Here is an 11991-nt window from a genome sequence, read left to right as displayed (position 1 = left end):
AGCGAGTTACGGTGCAACCACCGCCCGAGCGTAATGACCGCTCGGGCGGAGTCGGGTGACGAAGGGACCGGATGTACGAGCAAGCGTTCCGCGACGAGGACGTCGCCGAGTCCGACCTGGTGACGCGCCGGGGGACCTTCCGCGCGGTGGCGTTCCGCGCCGACGGCCACGAGCACATGGCCCTGGTCCACGGCAAGACCAGGATGCGGGAACACGTCCTCGTCCGCGTCCACTCCGAGTGCATGACCGGTGACATCTTCGGGGCCATGCGCTGCGAGTGCGGCGAACAGCTCGACGCGGCCCTGGACGCCATCGTCCGCGAGGGCAACGGCATCCTGGTGTACCTGCGGGGTCACGAGGGACGGGGGATCGGCCTGGTCGAAAAGGTCCGAACCCACGTGCTCCAGGACGAACAGGGCCTCGACACCCTCGACTCCGCGACCACCCTCGGCCTACCGGTGGACGTCCGCGACTACACGCCGGCCGCCTTGGTGCTGCGCCACCTCAGGGTCCAGTCGGTGCGCCTGATGTCCAACAACCCGGACAAGATCGCCGCATTGGAACAAAACGGCATCCGGGTGACCGCCCGCGTCCCCCTCCTCATCTCGCCCAACACCCACAACGTCAACTACCTGCTGGCCAAACGCAACCGCTTGGGCCACGACCTGCCTCAAGTCGACGGACCCGCCCTGAAGTCCACTGTGGACGCGTCTGCTAGTGCTCGGCGGCAAGGGATCGGCTGATGTAGTGCGCGCTCAGTGTTGCGAAGATGTACGCCTGCAACACCTGGATGAACGCTTCCAGCAGTGTGATCCCGATGGCCAGCACGAAACTGATCACCGACACCGGCTTCAGCCACGCCCCCGCGTGCAGCAGGAGGAACTCGCCGCCCAGCACGAACACCATCACCAGCAGGTGCCCCGCGAACATCGCCGCGAAGACCCGGATCGCCAACGTCAACGGGTCGAAGAAGAACTTCAGGATCACCTCGGTCGGTTATCAGCAACCCCCACAGCACCGGTTTGGGCACTCCCGGCACGATGAACTGGTTGCGCAGGTACCCACGCAGCCCGTGCCGCTTGATCCCCACGTAGTGGTACACCGGGTACACCACCAGGAAGGCCAGCGCGACCGGGAAGCCCACGTGCGCCATGGTCGGGAACTGCACCAGCGGGATGATGCCGAAGATGTTGTTCACCAGCACGAAGCAGAACAGCGTGAGGATGAACGGCACGTACGGCTGGAAGTTCTTCGCGCCTATGCGCTCCCGCGCGATCGTGTTGCGCCCCAGGTCGTAGATCGATTCCGCGGCGAACTGGAACCTGCTGGGCACCAACGTGAGCTTTCGGGTCGCGGCCAGGAAGAAAGCCGCGATGATCACCACCGAGAGCGCGATCAGGACCATCGGTTTGGTGACCCACCCGAAGATCGCGGGTGGGAAGAAGTCCGCTGTTCCCGGCGGTGTGAAGGTGTTGTCGGCCATGGGCGTTCCCCCCGTCCAAGGTCTTGACGCGGACTTTACCCGACCGCGCTGGCCGCAATACCGCGATTTCTCGGTCAGCGATCAGGAGAACCGAGCAGGCGATCCAGGTGGTGGTCCACGACCGCCCGCGCGTCCGCCGCCGTGGTCTGCCCGCACGCGACCTCGGCGGCCAGGCCGTTGGCCAGTGCCCACAGGCCGTGCGCGTCCAGGGGCGAACCGACCACCTCCGTCGTGAACGCACGCAGCTCCACGTCGTCGGCGAACAGCGCCTCCGCGATCGCCCGGTCGTCCAGCGCCCGCCCGAGGAACGCCGTCCAGACCCGCACGGCCTGGCGCGTGTCCGGGTCGTCGCCCAGCAGTTCGGCGAGCGTCGCGCGCAGCACGTCCTCCGCTCCCGGTGCCACCAGCCCGGCGATCCGCCGCCTGATGCGGCCCTCCATCCGCTGCTGGGCCAGCCGCAGCCCGTAGAGCAGCAGGGCGTCCTTTGTGCCGAAGTAGTGTTGCACCCGCCCCACGGACACGCCTGCCTCGCCGGCCACCTCCCGCAGGCTCACCGCCTCCAACCCGGACCGCGCCACCAGCCGCCACACCGCCTCGGCGATGGCGGCTTTGTGCTGTTCGCGCTGGTCGGGGTCGATCTTGCGGGCCACGCCGACAGCATATCAATACGGTCGTATTGACAATGGGCCACCATTGGCGGTGCGACCGTATTGGCAATTGGGGGACGTGATGGCCCCGAGGTTCGCCCCGGTGGTGGGGCTGTTCGTGCTGGCGCCGTTCGTGGGGGAGTTCCTGCTGGGCAACCTCACGCTGGGCGAACTCGGCCTGGGGTTGGTGCTCGCGCCGATGTACGGGTTCGGCGCGATCCTGGTCCGCGAGACCGCCCGCCGCTGGGGTGGCGGCTGGGCGTCGGTCGTGCTGCTCGCCGCGGCGTACGCGCTGGTCGAGGAGGGGCCGGTGGACCAGTTGCTGTGGAACGACTCCTACGCCGGCCAGGACCTGCTGCACGGTCCGTCGTACGTGCCCGCGCTGGGGATGAGCGTCGAACTGACCCAGGCCGTGCTCGCCCTGCACACCGTGTGGAGCATCTGCGTGCCCATCGCGATCGTGGAGGCGTTCGTGCCGGACCGCAGGCCGTGGCTGGGCCGGGTGGGCTTGGCGGTGGTCGCGGTGCTGTTCGGTTGGGCGCGGTGTTGGTGTTCTGGGGCAACTACTCCGTCGAGCACTTCGTGGCTTCACCGTGGCAGATCGGTGGGGTGTCCGCCGTGATCGTCGCCCTGCTGTTCGGTGCTTACCGGCTCAGGGCCTGGCATCCATCCACAGTGGACGAAGATGCACCGAAGCCGTGGCTGGTCGGGGCGATCGCGCTTCTGGGGACCAGCGCGTACCGGGGGCCGGCGGTGTTGGTGACGGCCGAGTGGTACGAGTGGGTCGGGTCGTCGTGCGGTGCGTCGTGGTCGTGGCGGGTGTGGTGCTGGTGACGCGGTGGTCGGGGTCGCGCGGGTGGGACGGCCGGCACCGGTTCGCCCTCGCCGCCGGGGCCACCCTGACCTACGTGTGGTCGGCGTTCCCGACCCAGCCCGAATCCGGGGGAGCGCACGACCTCCTGGGCAACGTCGTGTTCGGCGCGGTGGCGTTGGTGGTGCTGGCTCTCGCGGGGCGTAGAGTCGCAACTGGACCAACCGGGTGAACTGATCGACTGGGGGATGGGCGTGGAGATCCGTCGGGGTGGCTTGGACGACCTGCCGTCGGTGATGGCGATGCTGGACGGCGCGGTGGAGTGGCTGGGTTCGGAGGGCCGCACGGGGCAGTGGGGCACCGAGCCGTGGTCGACCAACCCGGACCGGGTGCGGAAGATCACCGAGAAGCTGCGCGACGAGACCGTGTGGATCGCCGAGGTCGACGGCGAGCCGGCGGGCGCGCTGACCCACTCCGAGCGGCCCATGGAGTACGTGCCGCGGGTCGAGGAGCCGGAGCTGTACATCAGGCTGCTGGTGACCTCCCGCAAGCACACCGGCAAGGGCGTCGGCAGCGCGCTGCTCGACCACGCCCGCGCCCAGGCCCGCGCGCAGGGCGTCGACCTCGTCCGGGTCGACTGCTACGCGGGCGGTGACGGCCGGCTCGTGGAGTACTACAAGCGCAACGGTTTCCAGCCCGTCGAGACCTTCATGGTCGGCGAGTGGCCGGGCCGGCTGCTGGTCGACCGGGTCGGTGTCGACACCACTGCGTGACCGGTCGGGCACACCGCGTTTCCATTGCCCCACAACGGCAATCGCCCCTGAGCTGAGCCGGACGGCCACACCCGATGGGCCGGTCGGGTGCCCGGAAACCGTTGGCACTTCGCGCATCCGCAGTCTCGACGGGCTCCGGGTCACGGCGTTGCCCGCCAACGCCGGATCGTCGCCAATCCTGGTGGGACCCGAGCGGTCTGAGGAGTGGCGATGGCGGTCCTGGTGTTGGGGCGGCCCGCGGTGCGGGGCCTTGGTGTCACGCGGCACCCGGCGCGGCGGATGGTGCGGGTGCTGCTGGGTGTGCTGGCGGTGCGGGCCAACCGGGCGTTGCCGCCGGAATGGCTGATCGACGCGCTGTGGCCGGAGAAACCGCCGCCGTCGGCCGCCGCGAACGTGCGCTCGCACCTGGCGGAACTGCGCCGCACCCTGGCGAACCTCGCGCCCGGCGGCCCGTGCATCGTCACCTCCCGCGACGGGTACGTGCTCGCCGCCGCGCCGGATGCCGTTGACGTCACGCGGTTCCAGCGGCTGGTGCGGGAGGGCCGCGAGCTGCACGCGCACGGCGAGGACGCCGCCGCCGCGCACTCGCTGGAGCGCGCGGTGGCGCTGTGGCGGGGTCCGGTGATGGCGGGTGTACCGATTCCGGACGTGGTTCGGCCGGACGTGACCGTGCTGGAGGAGCAACGGGTCAGCGCCGTCGAAGACCTCGCCGAGGTCCGGCTGGCGTTGGGGTGCCACGGTGAACTGGTGGCCGCGCTGGCCGGGCTGGTCGTCGAGCACCCGTTGCGGGAACGGCTGTGGCGGCTCCTGGTGGCGGCGCTGGCCGCGTCCGGTCGGCGCAGCGAAGCCCTTGCGGTGTACCGGAGGTTGGTCCAGGTGCTGGACGCGGAACTCGGCGTCGAGCCCAGTGCCGCCACGACGTCGCTCTACGAAGAGGTCCGGCGCGGCGGGCACGACTGAACGCACGACTGAACCCGGCGGGCACGACTGAGCGACGGGGGACCGCTGCCGCGTGTGCGCTCCCGTGTACATCCCATTTCTACACTCGCCGCTCCTGTCCACGGAAGGAGTTCGGATGACCACCGCACTGCTCGAAAGCGCCGAGGAACTGGTGGCCCGCTGGCGCGCGGGGCTGGACGAGGTCGACAACCCGGCCGGCCCGCTGTTCGCCAACGGTGAGTTCGCGGAGGGCGACATCGTGGCGTGCAACCCGCCCGGCAGCCGCTGCTCGTCGTGCACGGCGTCCCGTCCGGTGTACTGCTGCTGACCGGACATGACTGGTGACGAGGTCGGCGAACTCGACCGGACCCTGGATTGGCTGATCGGTCCCGCGCTGGACCGGCTGGCCCGCTGCCTGGCCGAGGTCGCCGACCTCGGCGCCGCCGAAGCGGGTGCCCTGCTCGCCGCGACCCGCGAAGTGCTGCTGGACGTGGTGCGGCGCAAGGTGATCCGCGTGCTCGTGCTGGAGCTGAACGCCGCCCGCGTCACCGGCCGGCTGCACGCGCCCGACCCGGCGGGCCGCTGGTCGGAGTTCCTGGCCGCCGCCGCGCGGCCGGAGTTCTGGCACGACCTGACCCGCCACTACCCGCACCTGGTCACCCGCCTGCACACCACCGTCGACAACCGCATCGACGCGATCCACACCCTGGCCCGGCGGTTCGCCGTCGACCGCCCCCGCCTGGCCGCGCTTCTGGGGACGGACGCGGGCGAGTTGCTCAAGGTGGAGTTCGGCGCGGGCGACAGCCACCACCGCGGCCACACCGTGACCCTCGTGCACTGCACCGGCGGCACCGTCGTCTACAAGCCCCGGCCGATGCAGGTCGACGACCGACTCGCGGAGCTGCTGGCCGTGCTGACCGCCGGCGACGAGCACCCGATCCGCGTGCCGAAGGCGTTGGTGCTGGAGGAGTACGGCTGGGCCGAGCACGTGGCCCACCGCTACTGCGAGACCGACGCCGAGCTGGACCTGTTCTACCGCAACCTGGGGCACTGGCTGGCCGTCATGCGCCTGGTCGCGGGCACGGACCTGCACGCGGAGAACATCATCGCCTGCGGCCCGGTGCCGGTCGTGGTGGACTGCGAGAGCGTCTTCACGCCCCGGCCGCCGCACCCGCCGACCGGCGCGGGCGAGGCCACCGACCTGGTCGCCGAACAGCTCAACGGGACCGTGCTGCGCACCGGCCTGCTGCCCGGCCGGGGCGCGGGCCTGGGCTGGCGCGGCGTGGACGGGTCGGCGATGGGCGGCCTGCCCGGCGAGCAGCCCGACATCGGCCTGCCCGACCTGGTCGGCGCTGGCACGGACGCCGCGCGGGTGGCGATCGTGCCGTCCCAGCCGCCGCCGACCCGCAACCTGCCCAGCCCGCAGCCCCGCCTGGCCCGGCACTGGCCGCGCGTGGTCGCCGGGTTCGACGAGATGGCCGCCCGGATCACCGCCCTGGACGACGAGGACCGGCTGGCACCGCTGCTGGAGACGTTCGCCGACTGCGTGGTGCGGGTGATCGTGCGCGACACCGAGTCCTACACCGAACTGGCGCGGATGCTGTGGCACCCGGCCGGTCTGCACGACCAGGAGGCCGCCGAGCGCAAGGCGCGCGCGCTGCTGGCGCGGCACTCGATCAACACGCGCGGACCGGGCGACCCGGACGTGCACGCGGCGGAGGTCGCGGAACTGCTGGTGGGGGACATCCCGGTGTTCACCACCACCCCCGCCGAGGGTTGGCTGCACACGCCGGGCGGGCTCGTGTGCGGGCCGAGGGTGGACCAGGTGGCGTTGGCGCTGCACAACTGGCGAACGGCGGACTTCGCGCTGGAACGCCGGGTCACGCACGCCGCCCTGGTGAGCGCGTACCTGAACCAGGGCGCGGAACCGGACCTGGGCCGCATGTCAGCCGGCGAGCCGGAACAGTCCGATGCGGACGGTCGGCGGCGTCGGCTGGCGGCGCGCTTGATGGGCGAGCTGGCGGCGGAGGCGGTGCGGGGGAGTGACGGCACGGCCACGTGGTTCGCGCCGATCCTGGACCGGTCGGGTTGGCAGACCACGCCGTTGACACCCGACCTGTACGGCGGGACGTTGGGTGTCGGGGTGCTGCTGGCGGCGTACCGGCGGGAGGTCGAGGCCGGTCGCGCGGACGCCGTCGAGGGTGTGGCGGAGCTGTTGGAGGGCACCGTGCGCACCGCGCGGTTGACCCAGGTGTGGTGGGCGGCGCAGGCCGAGCACACGCGTCGGCGGCCCGACCCGGCGGGCGGGTACATCGGCCTGGGCTCCCAGATCTGGTGCTGGCTGACGCTGGACCGGCTGGGCTTGGACTGCGTCGAGGACGCCCTGTTCCTGGCCCGTCAGCTGCCCGCGTCGCTGGACGCCGGCGAGGGGCCCGATCTGGTGGTCGGCACGGCCGGCGCGATCGTCCCGTTGCTGATGCTGGCCGCGCGGACCGGCGACACGCGGTGGACCGACTTGGCGTTGCGCGCCGGGGACAAGCTGGCCGAAGACGCCGTGCGTGGGGACGGTGTGGTGCGATGGCCCGCGCCGAACTGGCCGGGTGGCATCGGCGGGTTCGCCCACGGGGCAACGGGGATCGGCTGGGCCTTGGCGAAACTCGTGGCCGCTACCGGGGAGAAGCGGTTCACGCCGTTGGTCGAGGGTGCGGCGGCGTTCGAAGAGACCTGGTACAGCACGGAAAGACAAGCGTGGATGGACCCGCGTGAGCCGGACACCATCGCGGCGGCATGGTGCCACGGCGCGATCGGCGTGGGGCTGGCAGCGGCGGACGTGCCCGCGTTGGGGGAGCGGGACGTGCTGCGGCGGGCGGCGTTCTCGGCGTGGCGGGACGGCCTGGGGTGGACGCACACCCTGTGCCACGGCGACACCGGGGTCTGGGAACTGCTCACCACCGCGCTGGCCGCCGGTGCCGCACCCGACGGGCTCGACCGGGCGACGCTGGACGCGACCGTGCTGGGCAGCCTGGAGACCAACGGAGTGACCACGGGCCTGGCGCGCGAGGTGTACTCGCCGAGCGTCATGTCCGGCTCGGGCGGGGTGGCGTACCAGTTGCTGCGGATGCACCCGGAGTGCGACCTGCCGTCCGTGCTGCTGCTGGGCGAGGCGCCATGACCGAGCCCGATCCGCGCGACGGCAACCTGGTCACCCCGCACTGGCAGCTCGACGACTCGTCTGCCACCCGGCGCAGCCTGCGTGATGTCCCGGCGGCCACGTGGCCGGTGCTCAAGACGATCTGGCAGGCCGCGCCCGGGGCGGCGGTGGCGGTCGCGGTGATGCAGGTGGTGTCGGGGCTCGCGGCGGCGTTCGGGCTGTTCGCGACCACCGGGGTGCTGACCGAGTTGCTGGCGGGCGGGCCGACGACCGAGCGGGTGGTCGCCGCGCTGCCGGACCTCCTGCTGGTGGGCGGGGCGTTCGGGTTGCGCGGCGCGATGGACGTGGGTGTCGCGCTCGCCCACGCCCGGATCACGCCATCGGTGCGGCGGCTGGCCGAGGAACGCCTGTACGCGGCGAGCCTGGGCGCGGACCTGGCAGCCTTCGACGACGCCCGCTTCTACGACCGGATGCACCGAGCGCGGGACCGGGGGTTGTTCTTCCTGGAACGGGCCGCGGACAACCTGGTCGAGCTGGCCGGGTCGTTGATCGGGATCGCCGCGGCGGCGGGCAGCTTGGCTTTGTTGCACCCCGTGCTGTTGCCCGTGCTGCTGCTGGCGGTGCTGCCGGACGGGTGGGCGGTGCAGCGGGCCGCGCGGCTGGCGTACGCGAGCGTCGGGCGGACGGTGGTGCTGGACCGGCGGGTGCAGATGGTGTCCGACCTGGCCACGGAACGGGAGCCGGCCGCGGAGATCCGGGCGTACCAGGCGGAGCCGTTCGTGCTGGACGAGTACCGGGTGGCCGCGGACCCCTTGCGCGACGAGGACGTCCGGCTGGCGACCGCGCAGGCCCGGGTGCGCGGGGTCGGTCGGGCGCTGGCCGGGTTGGGGCTGGCGGTGACGTACGTCGTGTTGGGGCTGCTGGTGCGTTACGAGTGGGTGGCGCTGGCGGTGGCCGGCACGGCGGTGATCGCGATCCGGGTGGCGACGACCGCGTTGAACCGGTTGGTGCTGGCCGCGAACCAGTTGGTGGAGCAGGGCATGTACATCGCCGACTACCAGGACTTCCTGGCGTCGGCGCAACGTCCGCCGGCGGGTCCTGCGGTCGAGTTGGACCCGAGTCGGGTGAGTTTGGACGGGGTCGTTTTCACCTATCCCGGCAGTGCTCGCCCGGCGATCGACGGGGTGACGTTGACGATCGAGCCCGGTGAGACGGTGGCACTGGTGGGGGAGAACGGGTCCGGCAAGACCACGTTGGCCAAGTTGATCGCCGGGCTGTACACGCCGACGTCCGGTTCGGTGCTGTGGGGCGCGCAGGACATCGCGTCGGTGGACCGCGCCAGCGTGGCTTCGCAGGTGATGATGGTGTTGCAGGACCCGGTGCGGTGGCCGCACACCGCGCGGGTGAACGTCCGGGTGGGTCGGCATTCGCGGCCCGATCCGGACGGGGTGGCGTTGAAGCAGGCGGCGGGGCAGGCGGGTGCGGACGTGGTGGTGGACGGCTTGCCTTCGGGGTGGGAGACGTTGCTGTCCAAGCAGTTCCGGGGCGGGGTCGAGTTGTCCGGCGGGCAGTGGCAGCGGTTGGCGGTGGCGCGGGGGTTGTTCCGGGACGCGCCCTTGCTGATCTGGGACGAGCCCACCGCGCCCTTGGACGCCAAGGCGGAGTTCGCGGTGTACGAGTCGTTGCGGGCGTTGGCGGAGGACCGGACCGTCGTGCTCATCACGCACCGGCTGGCGAGTGTGCGGCACGCGGACCGGATCTTGTTGCTGCACGAGGGGAAGCTGGTGGAGCAGGGCACGCACGGGGAGTTGCTGGCGTTGGGTGGGCGGTACGCGGACTTGTACGAGTTGCAGAGCCGGATGTACGCCGATGCTTGATCTGGTGGGGCCGGGGGACGAGCGGTACGCGTTGTGCCGGAGCCAGTTCATCGGGCGTCCGGTGGAGGTGTTGCCCCGGGCGGTGGCGTTCTGCGCGGACGCGGACGCGGTCGTGGAGGCGTTGCGGTTGGCGCGGGCGGAGGGGTGGCCGTTCGCGATCCGGGGTGGTGGGCACAGCAATGCTTGTCACAGCAGCACTTCCGGGCTGTTGATCGATCTGGGTGTCAATGCCGGTGTGGTGGCTGATGGTGCTTCGGTGACGGTTGGTGGCGGGGTGCGGGTGGGGGATGTGGCCGCTCGGTTGGATGGGCGGTTGGTGCCGTCGGGGTCGTGTCCATCGGTGGGATTGGTGGGTGCGGCTCTCGGGGGTGGGTTCGGGAGTCATGGGCGGCTGCACGGGTTGACGTGTGATGCGTTGCTGTCGGCGGAGGTCGTGCTGGCGGATGGGGAGGTCGTGCACACCGATGACGAGCCGGACTTGTTGTGGGCGCTGCGGGGTGCGGGTGGTGGGAACTTCGGGGTGGTGACGAGGGCGACTTTCCGGACTTTTGCGGCTCGGGAGCGGGTGCACTTCCGGTTGGAGTGGCCGTTCGGGCGGGCGGCGGATTTGGTGCGGTGGTGGCAGGAGTGGGCGCCGTTCGCGGAGGACGCGGTGTCGGCGGAGCTGGTGTTGATGTGCCCGCAATACCCCGAGGAGGAGCCGACCGTGTTGTTGATCGGCGCTGCTCCAAGCGTTCCGGAGTGTCCCGTCGACCCGGCTTTCGAAGAGGTCGTAACGGTTTCGGCGGCGGAGGCCGGGTTGTTGCACGCCACTCCGTACTCGGCGGTGGCTGAGGACCCGGCCAGCATTCCGCTGATGTCGGAACGGCCGGGGATGTCTACGGCTAAGACGGAGTTCTTCGCCGAGCCGCTTCCTGATCGGGCCATCGCCGATCTGCTGGACCACCTGACGGCGGGCAGGGCGATGGGCGAGTTGCGGGAGGTCGCCTTCACGCCGTGGGGTGGGGCCTATGCGCGCACGACCGACACCGCCTTTGTCCACCGCACGCCGACTTACCTGGTCAAGCACACGGTTCTGGTGGGGCCGGGTGGCGCGGCCAGGCGGTCGAAGGAGGTGTTGGCGTGGCTCGACCGGAGTTGGGGCATCCTCCACCCGTGGGGCACGGGCGGTGTCTACCCCAACTTCCCCGATCCGGATCTGCGCGACTGGCTGACTGCTTACTACGGTGGACACGTGGGGCGGTTGCGGGCGTTGAAGCGCCGGTACGACCCCACCAACGTCTTCAACTTCCCGCAGTCGATCCCGCTCTAAGCAGGTTTGGTGGCGATGATCAAGGACTGGCCTGGGGACGTGCGCAGCGGGTGGGTGGTGATGGTTGTCAGGCCGGCGGTGGTCAGCCATGACTCGATCTCGGCCGTTGGGTAGACCTGACCGCCCTGGCCGTGGAACAGGTTGAGGCTGAAGACGCGGGCGAAGGCGTCGCCGGCTCGGTCCTCGCTGTGTTCGTCGTGCTCCAGCAGCACCACCGACCCGCCTGGGCGCAGGGCGGCGGCCACCCGGGTCAGGAGGTCCTGGTTGGCGGGCGCGGGGCGGCCGTGGACCACGTTGAACAGCAGAACCGTGTCGAAGTCGGTGCCCAGGTCCAAGGAGTCGTAGTCGCCGGGGCGGAGGGTGATCCGGTCGGTCAGGTCGGACTTGGCGACCGCCTCCTCGCCTACCGCCAACGCCTCGGGGAGGTCTATCACGGTGGCGTGGAGGGTTGGGTTCGCCGTGCACAGGCGGATCGCGTACTTGGCGTGGCCGCCGCCCAGGTCCAGCAGAGTGCTGCCGACCGGGACGTGAGTCGACACCTCCGGGGCGATGCTGTCGGCGTGGCTGGACAGCATGGTCTGGAAGCGGTGGAGGGTTTCCGGGCGGTCGGAGAGCCAGCCGTAGAAGTCCAAGGCGGGTTTGCCGGTGCGGATGGAGTCTTCGAGGCCGTCCCAGGAGTCGAACAGGACCGTGGCCCAGAAGCGGTCGACCTCGCTGTAGCCGTTGCCGGACAGCCACTTCTGGGTGGGCGCGGTGTTGCTGTAGGTGTCGTCGGCCTGTTCCAGGTAGCCGAAGGCCACCAGGGCCTCGCAGAGCAGGGCGGTGCCGCGCGGGTCGGTGCCCAAGGTCCGAGCCAGGTCCGCTGAGGTCAGGGGTTTCGGGGACAGGGCGGCGAAGACCCCCAGGCGCAGGGCGGCGGCCATGGAGCGGTAGGCGGCGGTGGAAATCAGGTCCACAAAGGACGGTGGACCCTCGCCGGGTTCCAGGTGCAGTGGCAT

At 70.9% G+C, this 11991-nt stretch carries 11 protein-coding genes and 1 pseudogene; 9 read left to right on the top strand and 3 right to left on the bottom strand.

Going from position 1 to position 11991, the window contains the following annotated elements; translation table 11 throughout:
* The first annotated feature begins 71 nt into the window (after nucleotides 1-71).
* Nucleotides 72-743 carry a GTP cyclohydrolase II gene (gene ribA / locus RIN75_RS04810; protein WP_309110534.1) on the top strand — a complete coding sequence of 224 codons (672 nt, stop codon included), beginning with the start codon at nucleotides 72-74 and terminating at the stop codon, nucleotides 741-743.
* On the opposite strand, the pseudogene atpB reads toward ribA, so the two are convergent.
* Both atpB and RIN75_RS04800 read right to left on the bottom strand, forming a co-directional pair.
* A pseudogene (atpB, locus tag RIN75_RS04805) lies at nucleotides 715-1483 on the bottom strand (F0F1 ATP synthase subunit A). The gene ribA and the pseudogene atpB overlap by 29 nt on opposite strands.
* Before the next feature lie 74 nt (nucleotides 1484-1557).
* Nucleotides 1558-2133 carry a TetR family transcriptional regulator gene (locus RIN75_RS04800; protein ID WP_309110533.1) on the bottom strand — a complete coding sequence of 192 codons (576 nt, stop codon included), beginning with the start codon at nucleotides 2131-2133 and terminating at the stop codon, nucleotides 1558-1560.
* A gap of 67 nt (nucleotides 2134-2200) precedes the next feature.
* Here RIN75_RS04800 and RIN75_RS04795 point away from each other — a divergent pair, with 67 nt between their 5' ends.
* The 8 genes from RIN75_RS04795 (at nucleotide 2201) to RIN75_RS04760 (ending at nucleotide 10993) form a co-directional block, all read left to right on the top strand.
* Nucleotides 2201-2752, top strand: coding sequence for a hypothetical protein (locus tag RIN75_RS04795; RefSeq protein WP_309110532.1), 552 nt, complete (start codon nucleotides 2201-2203; stop codon nucleotides 2750-2752).
* Nucleotides 2753-2900: 148 nt separating this feature from the next.
* Entirely contained in the window at nucleotides 2901-3173 is a 273-nt protein-coding gene (locus tag RIN75_RS04790; RefSeq protein WP_309110531.1) for a hypothetical protein, read from the top strand.
* 16 nt (nucleotides 3174-3189) lie between these two features.
* Nucleotides 3190-3714 carry a GNAT family N-acetyltransferase gene (locus RIN75_RS04785; RefSeq protein WP_375295908.1) on the top strand — a complete coding sequence of 175 codons (525 nt, stop codon included), beginning with the start codon at nucleotides 3190-3192 and terminating at the stop codon, nucleotides 3712-3714.
* 210 nt (nucleotides 3715-3924) lie between these two features.
* Nucleotides 3925-4674 (top strand): AfsR/SARP family transcriptional regulator, encoded by a 750-nt coding sequence (locus tag RIN75_RS04780; protein ID WP_309110529.1) that lies wholly within the window; start codon nucleotides 3925-3927, stop codon nucleotides 4672-4674.
* 115 nt (nucleotides 4675-4789) lie between these two features.
* On the top strand, nucleotides 4790-4981 hold the full coding sequence (locus RIN75_RS04775) for a DUF6229 family protein (RefSeq protein ID WP_309110528.1): 192 nt from the start codon (nucleotides 4790-4792) through the stop codon (nucleotides 4979-4981).
* A gap of 6 nt (nucleotides 4982-4987) precedes the next feature.
* Nucleotides 4988-7825: a type 2 lanthipeptide synthetase LanM family protein gene (locus RIN75_RS04770; RefSeq protein WP_309110527.1), complete on the top strand. Its 2838-nt coding sequence runs from the start codon at nucleotides 4988-4990 to the stop codon at nucleotides 7823-7825.
* Nucleotides 7822-9681 (top strand): ABC transporter ATP-binding protein, encoded by a 1860-nt coding sequence (locus tag RIN75_RS04765; RefSeq protein WP_309110526.1) that lies wholly within the window; start codon nucleotides 7822-7824, stop codon nucleotides 9679-9681. The genes RIN75_RS04770 and RIN75_RS04765 overlap by 4 nt, the downstream gene beginning before the upstream one ends.
* A complete protein-coding gene (locus RIN75_RS04760) occupies nucleotides 9674-10993 on the top strand; it encodes an FAD-binding oxidoreductase (protein ID WP_309110525.1) in 1320 nt (439 codons plus the stop codon). The genes RIN75_RS04765 and RIN75_RS04760 overlap by 8 nt, the downstream gene beginning before the upstream one ends.
* Here RIN75_RS04760 and RIN75_RS04755 read toward each other — a convergent pair.
* Nucleotides 10990-11991 (bottom strand): class I SAM-dependent methyltransferase, encoded by a 1002-nt coding sequence (locus RIN75_RS04755; RefSeq protein WP_309110524.1) that lies wholly within the window; start codon nucleotides 11989-11991, stop codon nucleotides 10990-10992. The two genes, RIN75_RS04760 and RIN75_RS04755, sit on opposite strands and share 4 nt — an antisense overlap.

Source organism: Saccharothrix sp. (genome assembly GCF_031180885.1).
Taxonomy (GTDB): Bacteria; Actinomycetota; Actinomycetes; order Mycobacteriales; family Pseudonocardiaceae; genus Actinosynnema.
This window is presented reverse-complemented; position numbering and strand designations above follow the sequence as displayed.

Coding starts and splice junctions, on each gene's coding strand:
- ribA (WP_309110534.1), top strand. CDS start 72: ATGTACGAGCAAGCGTTCCGCGACGAGGACGTCGCCGAGTCCGACCTG.
- RIN75_RS04785 (WP_375295908.1), top strand. CDS start 3,190: ATGGGCGTGGAGATCCGTCGGGGTGGCTTGGACGACCTGCCGTCGGTG.
- RIN75_RS04780 (WP_309110529.1), top strand. CDS start 3,925: ATGGCGGTCCTGGTGTTGGGGCGGCCCGCGGTGCGGGGCCTTGGTGTC.
- RIN75_RS04775 (WP_309110528.1), top strand. CDS start 4,790: ATGACCACCGCACTGCTCGAAAGCGCCGAGGAACTGGTGGCCCGCTGG.
- RIN75_RS04770 (WP_309110527.1), top strand. CDS start 4,988: ATGACTGGTGACGAGGTCGGCGAACTCGACCGGACCCTGGATTGGCTG.
- RIN75_RS04765 (WP_309110526.1), top strand. CDS start 7,822: ATGACCGAGCCCGATCCGCGCGACGGCAACCTGGTCACCCCGCACTGG.
- RIN75_RS04760 (WP_309110525.1), top strand. CDS start 9,674: ATGCTTGATCTGGTGGGGCCGGGGGACGAGCGGTACGCGTTGTGCCGG.
- RIN75_RS04755 (WP_309110524.1), bottom strand. CDS start 11,991: ATGCCACTGCACCTGGAACCCGGCGAGGGTCCACCGTCCTTTGTGGAC.